15 protein-coding genes are annotated in these 16704 nt (G+C 70.6%); 2 read left to right on the top strand and 13 right to left on the bottom strand.

Annotated features, from left to right (window positions below; translation table 11 throughout):
• Positions 1 to 119: 119 nt before the first annotated feature.
• The 12 genes from ACFWJ8_RS18275 to ACFWJ8_RS18220 all read right to left on the bottom strand — a co-directional run bounded on the left by ACFWJ8_RS18275 (position 120) and on the right by ACFWJ8_RS18220 (position 12088).
• The gene (locus ACFWJ8_RS18275; RefSeq protein ID WP_378814217.1) at positions 120 to 1010 is read right to left on the bottom strand and encodes an endonuclease domain-containing protein; all 891 of its coding nucleotides are present in this window, start codon (positions 1008 to 1010) and stop codon (positions 120 to 122) included.
• 329 nt (positions 1011 to 1339) lie between these two features.
• The gene (locus ACFWJ8_RS18270; protein ID WP_378814215.1) at positions 1340 to 2296 is read right to left on the bottom strand and encodes an SDR family oxidoreductase; all 957 of its coding nucleotides are present in this window, start codon (positions 2294 to 2296) and stop codon (positions 1340 to 1342) included.
• The gene (locus ACFWJ8_RS18265) at positions 2293 to 3324 is read right to left on the bottom strand and encodes a bile acid:sodium symporter family protein (protein ID WP_378814213.1); all 1032 of its coding nucleotides are present in this window, start codon (positions 3322 to 3324) and stop codon (positions 2293 to 2295) included. The genes ACFWJ8_RS18270 and ACFWJ8_RS18265 overlap by 4 nt, the downstream gene beginning before the upstream one ends.
• The gene (locus tag ACFWJ8_RS18260) at positions 3321 to 4682 is read right to left on the bottom strand and encodes a flavin-containing monooxygenase (RefSeq protein ID WP_378814211.1); all 1362 of its coding nucleotides are present in this window, start codon (positions 4680 to 4682) and stop codon (positions 3321 to 3323) included. The genes ACFWJ8_RS18265 and ACFWJ8_RS18260 overlap by 4 nt, the downstream gene beginning before the upstream one ends.
• 98 nt (positions 4683 to 4780) lie before the next feature.
• A complete protein-coding gene (locus ACFWJ8_RS18255) occupies positions 4781 to 5503 on the bottom strand; it encodes a TSUP family transporter (protein WP_378814209.1) in 723 nt (240 codons plus the stop codon).
• A gap of 40 nt (positions 5504 to 5543) precedes the next feature.
• Complete coding sequence (locus ACFWJ8_RS18250; protein ID WP_378814207.1) at positions 5544 to 6335, bottom strand: alpha/beta hydrolase; 792 nt, start codon at positions 6333 to 6335, stop codon at positions 5544 to 5546.
• A 33-nt stretch (positions 6336 to 6368) separates the two neighbouring features.
• Positions 6369 to 7523, bottom strand: coding sequence for a mannitol-1-phosphate 5-dehydrogenase (locus ACFWJ8_RS18245; protein WP_378814206.1), 1155 nt, complete (start codon positions 7521 to 7523; stop codon positions 6369 to 6371).
• Positions 7523 to 7960: a PTS sugar transporter subunit IIA gene (locus ACFWJ8_RS18240; protein ID WP_378814204.1), complete on the bottom strand. Its 438-nt coding sequence runs from the start codon at positions 7958 to 7960 to the stop codon at positions 7523 to 7525. The genes ACFWJ8_RS18245 and ACFWJ8_RS18240 overlap by 1 nt, the downstream gene beginning before the upstream one ends.
• Before the next feature lie 146 nt (positions 7961 to 8106).
• Positions 8107 to 9669, bottom strand: coding sequence for a PTS mannitol transporter subunit IICB (locus tag ACFWJ8_RS18235; RefSeq protein ID WP_378814202.1), 1563 nt, complete (start codon positions 9667 to 9669; stop codon positions 8107 to 8109).
• 57 nt (positions 9670 to 9726) lie between these two features.
• Positions 9727 to 11382, bottom strand: a complete 1656-nt coding sequence (ptsP, locus tag ACFWJ8_RS18230; protein WP_378814200.1) for a phosphoenolpyruvate--protein phosphotransferase — start codon at positions 11380 to 11382, stop codon at positions 9727 to 9729.
• A gap of 2 nt (positions 11383 to 11384) precedes the next feature.
• Positions 11385 to 11663, bottom strand: a complete 279-nt coding sequence (locus tag ACFWJ8_RS18225) for an HPr family phosphocarrier protein (RefSeq protein ID WP_378814198.1) — start codon at positions 11661 to 11663, stop codon at positions 11385 to 11387.
• Positions 11664 to 11695: 32 nt separating this feature from the next.
• Entirely contained in the window at positions 11696 to 12088 is a 393-nt protein-coding gene (locus ACFWJ8_RS18220) for a PTS sugar transporter subunit IIB (RefSeq protein ID WP_378814197.1), read from the bottom strand.
• Between the two features lie 186 nt (positions 12089 to 12274).
• Here ACFWJ8_RS18220 and ACFWJ8_RS18215 point away from each other — a divergent pair, with 186 nt between their 5' ends.
• A complete protein-coding gene (locus ACFWJ8_RS18215) occupies positions 12275 to 14149 on the top strand; it encodes a BglG family transcription antiterminator (RefSeq protein ID WP_378814346.1) in 1875 nt (624 codons plus the stop codon).
• Positions 14150 to 14161: 12 nt separating this feature from the next.
• On the opposite strand, the gene ACFWJ8_RS18210 is transcribed toward ACFWJ8_RS18215, so the two are convergent.
• Positions 14162 to 14746 carry a GNAT family N-acetyltransferase gene (locus ACFWJ8_RS18210; protein ID WP_378814195.1) on the bottom strand — a complete coding sequence of 195 codons (585 nt, stop codon included), beginning with the start codon at positions 14744 to 14746 and terminating at the stop codon, positions 14162 to 14164.
• A gap of 209 nt (positions 14747 to 14955) precedes the next feature.
• Between ACFWJ8_RS18210 and ACFWJ8_RS18205 the strand changes: the two genes are divergently transcribed.
• The gene (locus tag ACFWJ8_RS18205; protein WP_378814194.1) at positions 14956 to 16521 is read left to right on the top strand and encodes an ABC transporter substrate-binding protein; all 1566 of its coding nucleotides are present in this window, start codon (positions 14956 to 14958) and stop codon (positions 16519 to 16521) included.
• The last annotated feature ends 183 nt before the right edge of the window (positions 16522 to 16704 follow it).

The following is a 16704-nucleotide window of genomic DNA, read 5'->3' as shown; positions in this document are numbered from 1 at the left end:
TTTGGGGGGGGGGGTGGGGGCGGCGCGCCCCCCCCCCCACCCCCCTCCTGTTTCTGAGCAAGCCCGTCCCGCCGCAACTCCTCACGTCTGGCGCACCGCGCCGCATTCCGCCCTCACTGTCACCGCGCGGCGCCCGGGACTGAGGAGTTCTGGCGCCGCGTCTGTCGGCGCGGACCGTGTGCGAGCACGTCAGTGAGAGCCTCGCGGACCTCGTCTCGGTGGAAGAAGATGTCCTCGGCGATGACGCGGACCGTCGTGTAGCCGACTCGGGCCGCCGCGAGGTCTCTCCGCCGATCGCGCTTCTGCGCCCCCCATCCCGAGTGGTGGGTTTCGCTGTCGCATTCGACGATGAGCCAACCGTCGAGGATGAAGTCGACCCGGCCGACGCCGCTGATCTTCACCTGCAGGTCGACGTCACAGCCGAGGGTCCGCAGGATGAGACGCATGAGGCTCTCGGCGCCGGACTCGCTTCGCGCGTCGAGCAGGCCCCTCAAGGCCGTGAACCTGCGTGGCAGCCTCGCGAAGACGAGCCCCAGTGCCCGCTGATCGATCAGGCGATTGTGGAGGGCGCTGTCGAGCATGGCGATGGCTTCGCGAGGGCCCTGGCACCGCACCGCCTGCGCCAACGCCTCGACGACGTCCGCCACGAGCTCGAACTCGCGCGCCCGCGACGTACGCCAGTGGCAGACGACCGCTGACGGGCGCGGCGGGAGCCTGCTCGCGCCGACATCGACTTGGATGTGCAGAGGCAGAGAGGCATCCCACACGAACACGCCGAGGCGCCGTACGAGCGACACACAGTCCAGTCGTCCACCCAGCTTCGCGACCGTGACGAGGTCTGGGTCCAGGTTGCCGTGGACGTATCGTCCCTTTCGCACCCGAATGATCCTTCGCTCCGCCACTGCGCGCTCGAGGCGATGCCGGGTGAACCCCATCCGTTTCAGCTCGTCTCGGCTGAGAAAGGTCGGCGAGATGGAAAAACCTGGGTCGTGGTCGTCGGCTCCGAGCATGAGCGCCAGCGTGCCCGCGAGCAGCCACCGGGCGCGACGCCCTGTTGTCGTGATGTGCACAACACGCCGTTCGGCATCTCGCGAGCATCGTCGGGGAGGAGCCCCAACTCCTCAGAGTGGCCCCCGCATTCGCGGTCCGAGCACGGATCTGAGGAGTCGGGCCATCAGGTCCTACTTCCTGTCGCCCCTGTCACGGTGGGGCCGGAGGAGCACCGCGCGTGCGGACGCCGCCGCGGGGCGCATCAACTCCTCAGATCGATGCCAGCCAGGCGTCGATGACGCCGAAACCCACCTGTCACGCAGGTGTGTCAGGAGTTGTGGTCGGCGCCTCAGACGCGAGCGACGCCGGGGTGGGCCTCAAGGTAGGCCTCGAACGCCTCGGCCGAGGTCTTGCCGGGCGTGTAGCCGAAGTCGCGCTTGAGGGCGTCGTTGGCGAGCACGGGGCGGTACCGCAGGAAGCCGACCTGCTCGGGACCGTGCACGGTGAGCCGCAGCGCGCGGCCGACGCGAAGGCCGAATCCGAGCGCACCGGCCGGCACCCACACGACGCGCTTGCCGAGGCGTCGGGCGATCTCGGGCACGGTGACCCGGCCGTCTCCGGCGACGTTGTAGACGCCCGCCGGGCCGTCGGTGGCGGCACGCGCCATGGCGGCGGCGACGTCGTCCACCCACACGAACACGAAGGGCGACGCCGACCCCCGGACGCCGAGGAGGGCACGGCCGTCCCACAGTGCGGTGATCTGGTTCTGCACCGTCGGGCCGAGGATCGTGCCGATGCGGAACACGACCTGCTCCAGTTCGGGGTGCGCCGCGCGGTACCCGGCGAGCAGCTGCTCGACGAGGCGCTTGTGCTTGGAGTACGGGAACTCGTCGTTGCCGCGCACCGGGTCGCTCTCATGCAGCCACTCGGGGTTGTCGGCGTGGTAGCCGTACGCGGCGCCCGACGACGACACGACGATCCGCTTCACGCCCGCCTCGACGCACGCTTCGAGCACATGCCTCGAGCCGTCGACGTCGACGCGGTACTCCAGGTCGTGGTCGCGCCCGGGGTTGACGATGGCCGCCAGGTGTACGACGACGTCGATGCGGTGCCTGCGCAGCACCGGCGCGAGCGCGTCCGGCCGGGTGACGTCGCACTCCTCGTAGACGACACCGTCGAGGGGATGCTGCGGCCCGCGCACGTCGCCGGCGACGACGAGCTCGACATCCGGCCGGGCGACGAGCGCGGCCGCCACGTGCGTGCCCAGGAACCCCGAGCCGCCGGTGATGAGGACGCGGCGGCTCACGATGCCGCTCCTGTCGGGCCGTCGGCGGCCGGCGACTCGGGTGCGCCTGAACCCGGGGCTTCCGAGGCTGCGGAGTCGCCGGCGCCAGTGCGCACCGCATGACGCGACGCGTCGCCCTTGGCGGAGCCGGTGCGGCGGCGCGTGTGCCGCGCCCACAGGGCGGCCACGATGAGGCCCGCGATGATGTCCCAGATACCCCACCATCCGGCGACGATCGCCATGCCCCCGAGGCCGCCGAAGAACGTGAAGATGAGGCCGAGGCCCAGGCCGGAGTTGCGGATGCCGACCTCGAACGTCATCGCCTTGCGCTCGCGCGTGCCGAGCCCGCCGACGACGGCGGTGCCGTAGCCGATCGCGAGGGCGACCGCGTCATGCACCGTGACGACCACCACGATGAGGCCGAGGAACGCGATGAAGTACGCCCAGTTGCCCGCCAGGGCGCCCACGATGAATGCGCACAGCGCGATCAGCGAGAACCACTTGACGAACGGCTGCACCTTGCGCGCGAAGCCCTCGAACCGCGCACGGATGAACAGGCCCAGCGCGAACGGCAGGCCGATGATGAGCAGGATCTCGCCCAGCATCGCCCACGGGTCGAGTGACACGGCCTCCAGCAGCTTGCTCGCGGTCGGGTGCAGCGAACCCCAGAACGCCACCGACAGCGGCAGCACGAAGATGTAGATGAGGTTCGACACGGCGGTCATCGACACCGACAGCGCCACGTTGCCGCCGGCACGATGCGTCAGCACCTGCGAGATGTTGCCGGGAGGGCAGCACGCCACGAGGATCATGCCCAGCGCCATCGACGGCGTCACCGGAAGGATCAGCGTCAGCGCGAAGGTCACGGCCGGCAGCACGATCAGCTGCGCGAGGATCGCGATCACGAACGGCTTGGGCTTGCGGGCGACGACCTTGAAGTCGTCGAGCGTCGTGTCCAGTGCGATGCCGAACATGATGAGCCCCAGCACGACGTCCAGGATGAGGAGCGTGCTCGGGTTGAAGGCGAGGACGACGTCGTCCGGGTTCATGCCGACAGCTCCTTCTTGGCCGTGCGGCGCGAGGACGCCGAGGGGATGCCGCTCCCCGGCGTGACGGCATCCGTCCGCAGTCCTTGGGTGGCGGTGCGCACGGCGCGGCGGTAGGCGTCCTTGTTGACGTAGTACGACATCCGCTCCAGGCCCAGGTACTTGTAGCCGCCGGTGAGGTCGGGCCACGGCTCGCCCGCGACGCGGGCGCGGAACGCGGCCGCGCGCGCGGGGTCGTGCTCCACCGCGGTGAGGTAGGCGGCGATGAGCTCGGCCTGCTCGTAGCGGCCCTGCCAGCCGATGCCGGACGCCTCGATCATGCCCATGACGTACAGCCCGTTGAACGAGGGCGTGAAGACGTTCAGGAAGAGCTTGGGGGCCATGCCCGCCCAGCCGAGTGCGGTGCGGTCGACGAAGGGGTAGTCGAGCTTGTAGCCGGTGGCCAGCAGCACGGTGTCGTACTCGCCCGACGAGCCGTCGCGGAAGTGCACCGTGCGGCCGTCGAACCGGTCGATGTCGGGCATGACGCGCAGGTCGCCCTGCCCGAGGTGGTTGAGGATCAGCGTGTTGACGATCGGGTGCGACTCGTAGATCTTGTAGTCGGGCTTGGGGAATCCGAACCGCACCGGGTCGCCCGTGAACGCGCGCAGCACGCGGGAGTCCAGCGCCTGCTTGAGACGGGCGGGGAGGGGACGGCCCTGGTTCAGCGTGTCGGACGGCTTGCCGAACAGGTAGCGCGGCACGAAGTAGTAGCCGCGGCGCACGCTCATGTCGACGGAGGCCGCGTGGTGCACGGCATCGACGGCGATGTCGCAGCCGGAGTTGCCGGCGCCGATGATGAGCACGCGCTTGCCGGCGAGCTGCGACGCGGACTTGTAGGCGCTCGTGTGCAGCAGCTCGCCGGTGAACTCGCCGCGGAACGGCGGCACGTTCGGCTCGGCGAGCGTGCCGTTGGCGAGGATCACGCCGTCGTAGCGCTCGGCGATCGGGCCGGCCGGTGCATCGGCGTGCAGCATCCATCCGCCGCCCTCGGCAGGCTCGAGGGCGGTGACCTTCGTCTCGAAGCGGAAGCGCTCCGTGAGGCCGAAGCGGTCGGCGAAGTCGCGGAAGTACCGGATCAGCTCGCGGTGGCTGGGGTAGTCGGCGGTCGAGGCCATCGGGAACTCGGCGAACTCGGTCGTCGTGCGCGACGAGATGAGGTGCGCCGACTCGTACATCGTCGAGCGCGGGTTCTCGATGTCCCACAGGCCGCCGACGCCGCGCGACGCCTCGTAGCCGTCGAAGTCGATGCCCGCGCGCTGCAGGGCGCGCGCGGCCGAAAGTCCGGACGGCCCTGCGCCGATGACGGCGTACTTGCTCATTGCTTCCTCACGTTTTTCGCACTCCATCGTGTCGGCGTGACGATCCGCCGACAGAACCCTAAGCGTTACTCGGCATTAACCGAAATCGCGGCGACCCGTCAGAGGAAGAGTGCCAGGATGCCGCGTACGAGCACCACCGTCGCGCCGGCCCATGCGATCACGAGCATGGCACCGCGGGCGATCCGGGGCGAGACATTGCGCGAGAGCACGGTGCCGATCGCGATGCCCGCGACCGTCGCGACGACGAGCGTGCCGACGTCCTCGACCGGCGTCACCGGGACGCCGCGCAGCGCGACCGTCACGATGTCGAACGCGATGAAGATGAGCTGCGCGCTCGCCGCGAAGCTGCGCTGCGGCCAGCGGTCGCCGACCGCGTAGGCGGCCAGCGGCGGTCCGCCGAGTCCGCTCGCGACGTTCATGAAGCCGGCGGCGGCACCCGAGGCGATCGCGCCGCATCGCCCGGTGAGCGAGGTGGACAGCGCGGGGAGGTGCCCGGCGAGAAGGGCGACGTACGCCATCGCGGCGATGACCAGCAGCAGGGCGGCGTCGGGCAGCAGGCGCACCAGCAGGGCACCGAAGGGGGCGGCGATCAGGCCCGGCCAGATGAGCCACCACGACCGCTTCCAGTCGATGTGCCGCCACACCATCGGGATCGCCACCAGTGACGCCACCAATGCCATCAGCACGGCGAGCGTCACGCCCTCGACGGGGCCGTAGAGCAGGACGATCGGGCCGACCAGCACCAGCACGAACCCGAGTCCGGTGATGCGCTGGATGATCGCGGCGATGAACGCCGCGATGCCCGCGAGGATGACAGTCACGGGATTCCAGTCTAGGCGGCGGGGCGCGCGGCGCCGTCCGTCAGCCGACGCTCGACAGTGCGAACCCGCCGACCAGCTCGGTGAGCTGATCGCGCATGTCGTCGTCGGCGATCGTCGGGGTTCCGTCGCCCGCCTGCGGGCCGTAGTCGCCGAACGACGAATGGCTCGCGCCCTCGATCTCGTGCAGTTCGGCGTCGTCGGGGAGCAGGTGGCGGGCGTCGGCGATCTTCTCGGGTGTCGACAGCCCGTCCTCGCTGCCCGAGACGCTGATGACCGGCAGACCGGAGTCCGAGAGGTCGTTGGCGCAGTACGACCCGAACAGGGCGAGACCGTCGGCGTCCGCCGCCAGCTGGCAGGCGCGCACGCCGCCCAGCGAATGCCCGCCGACGAGCCACGTGTCGACGTCGGGTGCCAGATCGGTGAAGGTCGACAGCGGGCGCAGGTCGAAGAACGCGAGGTTCAGCCAGGGCTTCGTGATGACGACGGTGATGCCGTCCTCTGCGACGAGCCCCGACACCTTGTATGCGTACGCCCAGGGGTCGACCTTCGCACCGGGGATGTACACGAGTCCCACGCCGGCGGACTCGCCGGTCGGCGCCAGCACGATGCCTGCGTCGGTGTCGGTGATCGTGATCGCCGGGTCGGCGCGCACCTCGGCGAGCGGCTCCGGTTCGGCGGCCATGACGCCGACCTGGCTCCAGATGACGATCCCCACGATCGCGAGCACGATGAGCGCCCCGACCGATCCGAGGATCCACCACAGCACGCGCAGGCCGCGCCGCTTCGGTCGCGGGGAGTCGGTCGGGTCGGGGGCGGGCGCGTCGGCGGTCACGGGTCGAGCGTAGCCGTCGCGCCCGCCCCGGGCTCAGACCCCGAGGTCCGCCTGGCGGGCGGCGACCACGGCCTCGACGCGCGGGAACAGCGGATGGGTGGGCTCCAGGCCCGTGACGGAGGCGGTGAACGTTGCGGCATCCTGCTCCCGCAGCATGCGCTGCAGGTCCACCGACTGGGCGTCCTCGGTGTCGTCGAACGCGAGGGCGGCACCCATGGCACCGACCAGCGCATCCACGGGCAGGCCTCGCTCGGCGGCCTCGGCGGCGGGTCCGACGAAGCGCTCGTGGCGCGACAGCTTGCGCAGCGGCTGCCGTCCGACGCGCCACACCGTGTCGGGCAGGGCGGCGTTGCGGAACCGGCGCAGGATCGTGGCGCGGTAGTCGGCGAGCGACGCCGGGTCGAGGCCGTGCTTGGCCGCCAGCAGCGCAGACGTCTCTTCGAGCGCGGCCGACACCCTGCCCGCGATGGCCTCGTCCGCGAGGGCGAGGGCGATGGTGTCGATCCCCGCCTGGGCGCCGAAGTACGCGGTCGTGGCGTGGCCCGTGTTGACGGTGAAGAGCTTGCGCTCGATGTACGGCGCCAGGTCGTCGACGAAGTGCGCGCCGGGGATCGAAGGCGGGTCGTCGCCGAACGGCGGACCCTCGATGGCCCACTCGAAGAACGGCTCGACGGTGACGTCGACTCCCGCACCCTCGGGCTGGGCGGGGACGATGCGGTCGACCGCGGTGTTGGCGAACACCGCGCGTCCGGCCAGGGCGTCCCACGCGTCGCCCGCCAGCGCCTTGATCTCGTCGCGCAGCAGGTCGGTGGCGTTGATAGCGTTCTCGCACGCCATGATCTGCAGCGGCGGACTCGACGGGTCGCGCAGCGCGAGCCCCGACATGACCAGCGGCGCCACGAACTTGAGCACCGTGGGGCCGACGGCCGTGGTCACGACGTTGGCGCCGGCGATCTCGTCGATGACCTGGTCGGGGTGCTCCGCGCTGTTGAGCGCGCGGAACCCGGTGACGACGGTGTCGCGCCCGCCCTCTCCGACCTCGTGGACCGTGTACCGGTCGACGGCGTTGATCGCGTCGACCAGCGGCGCGGCGACGTCCGAGAACACGAGCTCGTACCCGCCCTGGTGCAGCAGCAGGCCGACGAATCCGCGCCCGATGTTGCCGGCGCCGAAGTGGACGGCCTTCATCAGACGCCCGCCGCCGACACCAGAGCGAACAGCTCCTCGGGTGTCTGGGCCGCCTTCAGGCGCGCCACGTCGTCCTCCTCTGAGAACAGGATCGCGATCTGCGACAGGATCTCCAGGTGCTCGTCGCCCTTGCCCGCGATGCCGACCACGAATGTCACAGGATTGCCGTCCCAGTCGACCCCGCCGTCGTAGCGCACGACCGAGAGCGCGGACTCGAGGATCTCGCCCTTCGTCTCGTTCGTGCCGTGCGGGATCGCGAGCTCGTTGCCCATGTACGTCGACACCGTCTGCTCGCGCTGCAGCATCGCGTCGTAGTACGCGCCCGTCACGGCGCCCACCGCCTGCAGGATGTCGGCGGCCTCCTTCATCGCCTCTTCCTTCGACGCGCCGCCGGAGTGGATGCGCACCTGACCGATGCTCAGAACCTCGCGTGCCATGTTCTCGCCCTTCTCGTGTGATCGGAGATGAATGGATGCTGCGTCTCACGCCTCGCCGGGCACCGCTGCCGCAGCCGGCGTGTCAGCCTGCGCAGAGGCGGTGGGGCCGGGGGCCTCGCGCCCGCCCGACCCCGCCGCGGTCTCTGCTAGGCCCCATCCTCGTGCTGGCCCACGACGAGGTCCACGACCTCGTCGTACCGGGGCGAGTTCATGAAGTTGTCCACCGACACGTGCACCGCGTCGGGGGTCTTCTGCCGGGCCCGGTCGGTCAGCTGGTTCTGGGTGATGACGAGGTCGGCCGACGAGTCCAGCGCCGCGATCGCCTTGTTGACGACCGTGACGTCCTCGATGCCCGCCTTCTTGATCTTGTTGCGCAGCACGCTCGCGCCCATGGCCGACGATCCCATGCCCGCGTCGCACGCGAACACGATGTTCCTGATCTGCTTCTCCGTCATCGTCGCCGGCTCCACGCCGCCGTCGGCCTGGGTGGCCGCGCCGCCGCGCAGACCCGACAGCGCGTCGGACGACTTGCCCTTGGCCGCCTCGGTCTGGGTGATCGCCGCACCGAACGCGTCGTCGGTGGCCGCCATGGCCTCCAGGTCGCGCTTGCGCGAGGCGCGCAGGATGACCCACGAGATGAGGAAGGTCACCGTTGCCGCGAGCACCACCGACAACAGGACGGCGAAGTACGAATTGTTCGCCACCTGCGCGATGACCGCGATGATGCTTCCTGGCGCCGCGGGCGCTCTGAGCGCACCGCCCAGGAGCATGTTCGTCGTCACACCCGTCATGCCGCCGGCGATGAGCGCGAGGATCAGCATCGGCTTCATCAGCGCGTACGGGAAGTACACCTCGTGGATGCCTCCGAAGAACTGGATCACCGCGGCGCCCGGAGCCGACGCCCGTGCGGCGCCGATGCCGAAGAAGGTGAATGCCAGAAGCAGGCCGACGCCGGGGCCGGGGTTCGCCTCGAGCAGGAACAGGATCGAGCCCTGCCCGGTCTCGGCGGACTCCGCGATGCCGAGGGGCGTCAGCACGCCGTGGTTGATCGCGTTGTTGAGGAAGAACACCTTCGCGGGCTCGATCAGGATGCTCGTCAGCGGGAGCAGGTTCGTGTCGACCAGCCAGTGCACCGCGTTGCCGAGGGCCTGCATGATGCCGTTGACCACCCAGGCGATCGGGTAGAAGCCGACGATCGCCATGACGAAGCCCCAGATGCCCGCCGAGAACATGTTGACGAGCATCTCGAAGCCGGCCTTGATCTTGCCTTCCCACAGGCTGTCGAGCCACTTCATGGTGTACGCAGCGAGCGGTGCCATGATCATCGCGCCGATGAACATGTGCACCTGCCCGAGCGGGGCATCCCCCTCCGGCAGGGTCGCGTTGAAGTTCGCGACGAGGAGGTCCGAACCCGCGATCGCACCCATCGTGCCGATCGTGGCGACGACACCGCCGCGCACGCCGTACACGATGTTGCCGCCCGTGTAGGCGATGATCAGCGGCAGCAGGTAGTGGATGAACGGGCCCACGATCGTCGCGAGGTCGGCGTTCGGCGTCCAGCCGACGTCGATGAAGAACGCGGTGAAGATGCCCCACGCGATGAGCGCGGGGATGTTCGGCATGATCATGCCGGAGAGGAACGTGCCGAAGCGCTGCACTCCGACTCGCGCCTTGCTGGTGCCCGTGGTGGGCGTTGACGCCGTTGTCATTGCGGGTCTCCTTGTTTCTCGGGTGACCGCGCGATCGGGGCCGCGCGGCCGCGTGGGCTAGCCTCGTGCCGCCTCTTGGGCGGCGGCGCGGGCGGATGCCGCGTCGGACGCGGCGAGGGCGGCCGAGGCGATGGCGCGTGCCTGGTCGAGGGAGTGCTGCAGCAGAGTGGCGCGCACGTCCGCGAGGGCCGTGGGCGCCATGGAGAGGCTCGTGGCGCCGAGGCCCACGAGCACGACGGCCAGGAGCGGGTCGGCCGCAGCCTCGCCGCAGATGCCGACCGGCTTGCCGTTCGTGCGGCCGGCGTCGCCGACCTCGCGGATGAGCCGCAGCACCGCCGGGTGCCACGGGTCCTGGAACGACGCCACCGAGCCGAGCAGCCGGTCGGCGGCCATCGTGTACTGCGTGAGGTCGTTCGTGCCGATCGACGCGAAGTCCGCGTGGGTGAGCACACGGTCGGCCAGCAGCGCCGACGCCGGCACCTCCACCATGACGCCGGCGGTCTTGACGCCGTAGTCCCGCGCCAGCTCGACGAAATACTGCGTCTCCTCCACCGTGGCCACCATCGGCGCCATGACCCACAGGTCGGCGTCCGTGGCGGCATCCGCCTCGGCGAGGGCTGTCAGCTGCTCGCGCAGGATGTCTTCGCTGGCGCGCAGCGCGCGGATGCCGCGGAGGCCCAGCGCGGGGTTCTCCTCGTGGGCGTCGTTGAGGAACGCCAGCGGCTTGTCGGCACCGGCGTCGAGCACGCGCACGACCACCTTCTTGCCGGGGAACGCCGCGAGGAGCTTCGTGTACGACTCGCGCTGCTGCTCGACCGTGGGTGCCTGGCTGGAGCTGAGGAACAGGAACTCGGTGCGGAACAGTCCGACCCCCTCGGCCCCGAGCGCGACCGCCTCGGCGGCGCCGTCGGCGTTGCCGAGATTCGCGAGCAGCGGGATCGCCGTGCCGTCGGCGAGGGCGCCGTCGGTGATGGGGGCGGATGCCGCAGCCGCCCGGTCTGCGGCACGGCGGTTCGCGCGCTCGAGCTCGTCGGCGGTGGGTTCGGTCGTGACGACGCCGGCGGCGGCATCCACGATGACCGTCTCGCCGTCCCGCAGTCCGGTGGCCTCCACGGTGCCGACGACGGCGACGATGGACTTCTCGCGCGCGAGGATCGCCGTGTGCGACGTCGGCCCGCCCTCGGTGGTCACGAGCGCGAGCACCTTGTCGAGGTCGAGGAGCGCCGTGTCGGCGGGCGCGAGGTCCTTCGCGACGAGCACGAACGGGTGGCCCGGGTCGGGCACGCCGGGTGCCGGCACGCCCCGCAGCCGGGCGATCACGCGCTGCGCGACGTCGTCGAGGTCGGCGGCGCGCTCGCCGAGGTAGCCGCCGAGCGCCGTGAGCTGGTCGCGGAACGACGCGAACGCGTCGAAGACCGCGAACTCGCCGGTGCGGCCCTGCGCGATGCGTGCGTTGACCTCGTCGGCGAGGCTCGGGTCCTCGGCCATCATCGCCTGCGCCTCGAGGACCTCCTGCGCTGCGCCGCCGGCGTGGGCCCCGCGCGCCTCCAGCTCGCGGGCGACCGCGGCGACGGCGTCCGCGACGCGCGCCTTCTCCTCGTCCGCGGTCAGCGCGCTCGGCGCGTCGGACGGCGCCGGGGCCGGCTCGGCCATCCGTGCGACGGGTCCCTGGGCGACGCCCAGGCCGATTCCCACACCTCGTAGCTCGGTCATGTTCACGCCTCCGCGTCGTGGTCGGTGGTCAGCAGTTCGGTGAGGGTGTCGAGCAGGTCCTCGGCGCCGTCGCCTTCCGTCGTCAGGGTGACGTAATCGCCCTTCTCGACGCCCAGCGCGATGACGCCGAGGATGCTCGCGGCGTTCACCGGGCTCGCCGCGCCCTTCGCGATGGTGACGGGCAGGCCGGAGTCCTTCGCCGCCTGGGCGAACAGCTTCGCGGGGCGGGCGTGCAGCCCGTGCGCGGATCCGATCCGGACGGTGCGGGAGACGGGTGGCATATCGGCGACCTCTCTGTCTTGGTTGGCCTGGCTCAAGGCTGTCGTTCTGGCTCTGGTCTGTCTGGGTGTTCGGCGTTCCGGGCGTCGGCGGTCGCGCCCGCGGCCGGAAGCGGCCCCCCGGGGCTCCCGACCGCGGCGCGGACCAGCGCGAGCGTCCGCGTGCCGTCCCGGTCGGTGAAGATGTCGGGCGGCAGCAGCACCACCGTCGTGCCCCGAGGTGCGGCATCCCGTTCGATGCGCTCCAGCGCATGAACCAGATGCGGTCCCACCAGGACCACGTCGGCGGAATCGAGGTCGATCGGTAACGACGCCTCGGTGCCGGCGAAGGCGGCATAGTCCAGACCCTGCTCGTGGGCTGCGTGCCGCACGCGCTGTGCGACGAAGGTGCTCGAGGCACCCGCTCCGCAGACCACCAGGATCTTCATCGATCCGCCTCCTTTCGAGCCATTCTTGTGAAACCGCTGGGAGTCGACAACCAGTCCTTCTTCCGCGGGGGCGGAAACGCGGGATGCCGGCACCGGTCCGGCGCCGCGGGCTCATGGTTGACTGGGCTGGTGACCCGGGCCCGTCAAGATCGTGTGCTCGGACTGCTCGCGCGCGAGGGCGACTGGATGACGGCATCCGCGCTTGCCGACGCCCTCGGGGTGACGCCCCGCAGCATCCGGTCGTACGTCACCGCGGTGAACGCCCGCGTGACCGGCGGCACCGCGATCGAGTCCGGGCCGCAGGGGTATCGCGCCGGAGCGGAGGCGGCGGCGGCGCTGCGGGTGGAGGCCGATGCCGGCACGCCGCGCGACCGCCTGCACACGGTGGTGCGGGCGCTGCTGGACGCGCCCGACGGCATCGACGTGTTCGAGACCGCCGAGGCGCTGCACGTGTCGCCCGCGACCCTCGACGCCGACCTCGCCCGCGTGCGCGGACTCCTCGGCGGCACCGAGCTCACCCTCGAGCGCTCCGCGTCGCGCGCACGGCTGCGCGGCACCGAGGGCGCGCAGCGGCGGCTCCTGTCCAAGCTCGCGCATGACGAGATGGATGCCGGATCCTTCGACCTGTCCGCTCTCCGGCGGACGCTCGGCGAGGGGTCGGTGGGGGCGCAGGCCTTCGGCCCCTTCAAGACCGAGCTGGTCGCGCGCCTGGGCGACCTCGGCTGGTTCGTCAACGAGTTCGGCATCGCCGACGTCGTGATGCACATCGCCATCGCCGCCGACCGCGTCGCGCAGGATCGTCCGCTGGATGCCGCGGACCCCGTGGATGCGGGGGAGCGGCCGACCCAGACCCAGGTCGCCGAGATCATCGCCGACCTCTCCGAGCGCCATCTCGGGGTGCGGCTGGGCGCCACCGACCTGCAGCACCTCGCCACGCTCGTGCTCACGCGCGTGGTCGCCCCCGACCGCGGCGTGGCGGCATCCACTCTCCCGGGGCTCGATCCCGAGATCGAGGGTGTCGTGCGCGAGGTCGTGACCGCGGCGGCCGACGAGTTCCTCGTCGACATCGCGCACGACGACTTCGTGGCCCGTCTCGCCCTGCACGTGCAGAACCTGCTGCACCGTGCGCGCGAGCAGGCGTGGTCGCGCAATCCGCTGACGCGCTCGCTGAAGTCGACGTATCCGATGATCTTCGAGGTCGCCGTGTTCATCGCCAGCCGCCTGCAGCAGCGGCTCGGCATCCCGCTGCCGGACGACGAGATCGCCTACATCGCGATGCACGTCGGGGGTCGCCTCGAGCGCAGCCGCCGCGCCGACCAGCTGCTCACGGCGACCATCGTGTGCCCCGGCTACTACGACCTGCACGAGCTGCTGCGCTCGAGCGTCGACCGCTCGCTCGGGCAGGCGATCGAGGTCGTCGGGGTCGAGACCCGGGTCGACCCCGACTGGGCCTCGATCGACACCGACCTCGTGCTCACCACGATCGACCCGCCCGCGCCGGCCGACCGGATCGTGCGGATCCAGCCCTTCCTCACCGACTCAGACGTCGAGCGCGTGCAGGCCGCGGCCGGGCGCATCCGCCGTTCCCGCCGCCTCGCCCGCCTGCGCGCCGAGCTGGAGCGCTACTTCGAGCCGTCCGCGTTCGTACGCGGGCCGGGCTTCGGCGACCGCGGCGAGGAGGACGTGATCCGGGGCCTCGGCGCCCTGCTGCGTGAGCGCGGCGTGATCGACGAGGAGTACATCGATCGCACCATCGAGCGCGAGCGCCTGTCGTCGACCGCGTTCACCGACGCCCTGGCCGTGCCGCACGCGCTGGAGATGACGGCATCCCGCACCGCCATCGCCATCGGCATCGCCGACCCGTCCATCCCGTGGGGCGACGGCCGTGTGCAGGTCGTGGCGCTCGTGGCGTTCTCCGAGACGGACCGAGAGGCCTTCCAGACGGTGTTCGAGCAGTTCGTCGAGGTGTTCAGCGAGCGCGACAGCGTGCAGCGCATCGTGCGCCGCGGTACCGACTTCAACGCCTTCCTCGACGAGCTCGTCGCGGTCATCGACGGCTGAGTCCGGGCCGCGTCAGCCGCGGGCGAGGCGCTCCTGGAGGCCCAGTCGGACGGCGGCCCACTCGTGGGGGAGGATCGAGAACACGACGGTGTCGCGCAGCGAGCCGTCGGGGCCGAGGCGGGCGTTGCGCAGCACGCCGTCCTGCTTGGCGCCGAGGCGGGCGATCGCGGCGCGCGACTGGCGGTTGTGCCAGTGCGTGCGGAACTCGACGGCGATCGCGTCGCACGTGTCGAAGGCGTGGCCGATGAGCAGGAGCTTGGAGGCCGTGTTGACGAACGTGCGCTGTGCCTCGACGCCGATCCATGTGTAGCCGATCTCGACGTGGCGGTTGGGCTGGTCGATGTTGCAGTACGTCGTCGTGCCGATCACGCGCCCGGTATCGAGCCGGCGGACGGCGAAGGGGTTCATGACACCCTGATCGCGCCACGCGAGACGCTGGGCGACATCGGCGGCGACTCCGTCGGCGCGGGGCACCGAGGTGTACCACGCGTGCTCGAGCCCGACGGTGGCGGCCGCGAGATCTGCTTCGTGATCGGGGGAGAGCGGTTCGAGCCGCACGTACGCGTTCTCGAGGGTCACGGGGGCGGTGAGGAGCATGTTCCGAGCGTAGGGCCGCGTGTGCGGCATCCCGGACGAGATGCGCAGGGTGTGAACCCGTCACCGTCGAGCGGCGAGAATCTGCACGGGACACCGCCGTCACACTTCGCAATTCTTCGGCCCTCCGGAGCCCCTCTCGCCGCCGCCCGCCTAGGCTCGAGCGTGCGCCCATTCGGGTGCATGCACAGCGAAGAGGATCCCGAAAGCTCATGAAGACGAAGAGGCGAGTGATCGCGCCCATCGCCCTGGCGCTGGCCGCGACCATCGGACTGGCCGCCTGCGCCCAGGGCGGCGCAGACCCCGAATCCAGCGCCGGCGAGAAGACCGGCGAGTTCACGTACGCGATCGCAAGCGACCCGTCGTCGCTGAACCCGATCAACGTCAGCGACCGCTGGGGCCTCACCGCCACGAACATCGTGTACTCGCCCCTGGCCCGCGTCGAGGGCGACGGCACCGTCGTCAACGAGCTGGCGGAGTCGATCGAGCCCGCCGACGACGGCCTGTCGGTCACCGTCACGCTCAAGGACGGCCTCAAGTGGTCCGACGGCGAGCCGCTCACCGCCGACGACGTCGTCTTCACGTACACGAACAAGGCGGTCCGAGAGAACGGCAACGCCGACCTGCTCTACGTCGGCGACCAGCCCATCACCGCTGAGGCGACCGACGACCGCACCGTCGTGTTCCACCTGCCGAGCGTCAGCGCGGCGGCCCTCAGCAACATCGCGACCGAGACCTACATCATCCCGGAGCACGTCTACGGCGACGTCACCGACTTCTCGGTGACCGAGCTCGACCCGCTCGCGGTGGGCTCGGGCCCGTACAAGCTGACCGACTACCAGCGCGGCCAGTACCTCACGTTCGAGGCGAACGAGAACTACTACGGTCCGGCGCCGAAGATCAAGAAGCTGACGCTGCGCATCGTGTCGGACGCCAACTCGACCAAGACGGCGCTGCAGACCGGCGAGGTCGACGCGTCGTTCGCGACCCCCGACCAGATCACCGAGCTCGAGGGCGCCGGCCTGAACGTGTACCCGTACGCCGAGGGCCGCGTGGCCTACCTGGGCCTCAACGCCGCGAAGCTCACCGACCCGAAGGTGCGCCAGGCGATCTTCTTCGCCCTGAGCCGTGACGAGATCAACACGGCCGCGTTCCTCAGCGAGGACTACTACCAGAACGCCTACACGATCCTCCCGCCGAGCAACGCGTTCGCGACCGAGGACGTCGAGAAGTACGAGCAGGACGCCGACAAGTCGGCCGCGCTCCTCAAGGAGGCCGGCGTCTCGGGCCTGTCGTTCACGCTGGCCTACGCCGGCGCCGACCCGACGCAGAAGACCGAGGCGACCCTCATCCAGGAGCAGCTGGGCAAGGCTGGCATCACGGTCGAGCTCGCGGGCGTCGAGCCCGCCGCCGTCTACGACGAGATCGAGAAGGGCGCCGACTCGCAGTACGACGCGTTCCTCGGCGGCTACATCATGGGCCAGGATCCCGACGCGTACAGCGCGCTGTACCGCACCGGCGCCTCGGCGAACTACTTCTCGTACTCGAACCCGGCGACCGACGCGCTGTTCGACCAGGGCGCCGCGGAGCTCGACCCCGATGCCCGCAAGGCCGTCTACGCCGACCTGCAGGCGCAGATCGCAGATGACGCGGTCATCTTCCCCCTCGCCGACAACCTGAAGATCCTCGCGGTCAACCCGCGGATCGGGGGCGTCGAGGACGCGAAGCTCGTTCCGATCTACACTCTGGAGAACTTCGGGCTTCTCACCGAGAAGTGAGTCCACGATGTCACGGGAGCCGGAACGGGCTCCCGTGACATCGTCGTGTGCGAGGGATGCCGGCCGCCCACGCCGCCGGCATCCCACGCCCACCCCCGGAAGGGAGAACCATGGGGGGCTAAATCCAGCGCCCCCGGCAGCAGGTCATACCGAATCAGCTGCTGGTTACGTTCTGGGTGTTAC

Source organism: Microbacterium sp. NPDC058389 (assembly GCF_042722305.1).
GTDB lineage: Bacteria > Actinomycetota > Actinomycetes > Actinomycetales > Microbacteriaceae > Microbacterium.
Note: the sequence above shows the minus strand (reverse complement) of the source record. Positions and strands in the feature narration are given on the sequence as shown.

Bases quoted from the DNA above. Each gene is read 5' to 3' on its own strand.
- ACFWJ8_RS18265 (WP_378814213.1), bottom strand. From the start codon at position 3,324: ATGAACCCGGACGACGTCGTCCTCGCCTTCAACCCGAGCACGCTCCTC.
- ACFWJ8_RS18215 (WP_378814346.1), top strand. From the start codon at position 12,275: ATGACGGCATCCGCGCTTGCCGACGCCCTCGGGGTGACGCCCCGCAGC.
- ACFWJ8_RS18220 (WP_378814197.1), bottom strand. From the start codon at position 12,088: ATGAAGATCCTGGTGGTCTGCGGAGCGGGTGCCTCGAGCACCTTCGTC.
- ptsP (WP_378814200.1), bottom strand. From the start codon at position 11,382: ATGACCGAGCTACGAGGTGTGGGAATCGGCCTGGGCGTCGCCCAGGGA.
- ACFWJ8_RS18235 (WP_378814202.1), bottom strand. From the start codon at position 9,669: ATGACAACGGCGTCAACGCCCACCACGGGCACCAGCAAGGCGCGAGTC.
- ACFWJ8_RS18260 (WP_378814211.1), bottom strand. From the start codon at position 4,682: ATGAGCAAGTACGCCGTCATCGGCGCAGGGCCGTCCGGACTTTCGGCC.
- ACFWJ8_RS18240 (WP_378814204.1), bottom strand. From the start codon at position 7,960: ATGGCACGCGAGGTTCTGAGCATCGGTCAGGTGCGCATCCACTCCGGC.
- ACFWJ8_RS18205 (WP_378814194.1), top strand. From the start codon at position 14,956: ATGAAGACGAAGAGGCGAGTGATCGCGCCCATCGCCCTGGCGCTGGCC.
- ACFWJ8_RS18210 (WP_378814195.1), bottom strand. From the start codon at position 14,746: ATGCTCCTCACCGCCCCCGTGACCCTCGAGAACGCGTACGTGCGGCTC.
- ACFWJ8_RS18275 (WP_378814217.1), bottom strand. From the start codon at position 1,010: ATGCTCGGAGCCGACGACCACGACCCAGGTTTTTCCATCTCGCCGACC.
- ACFWJ8_RS18245 (WP_378814206.1), bottom strand. From the start codon at position 7,523: ATGAAGGCCGTCCACTTCGGCGCCGGCAACATCGGGCGCGGATTCGTC.
- ACFWJ8_RS18225 (WP_378814198.1), bottom strand. From the start codon at position 11,663: ATGCCACCCGTCTCCCGCACCGTCCGGATCGGATCCGCGCACGGGCTG.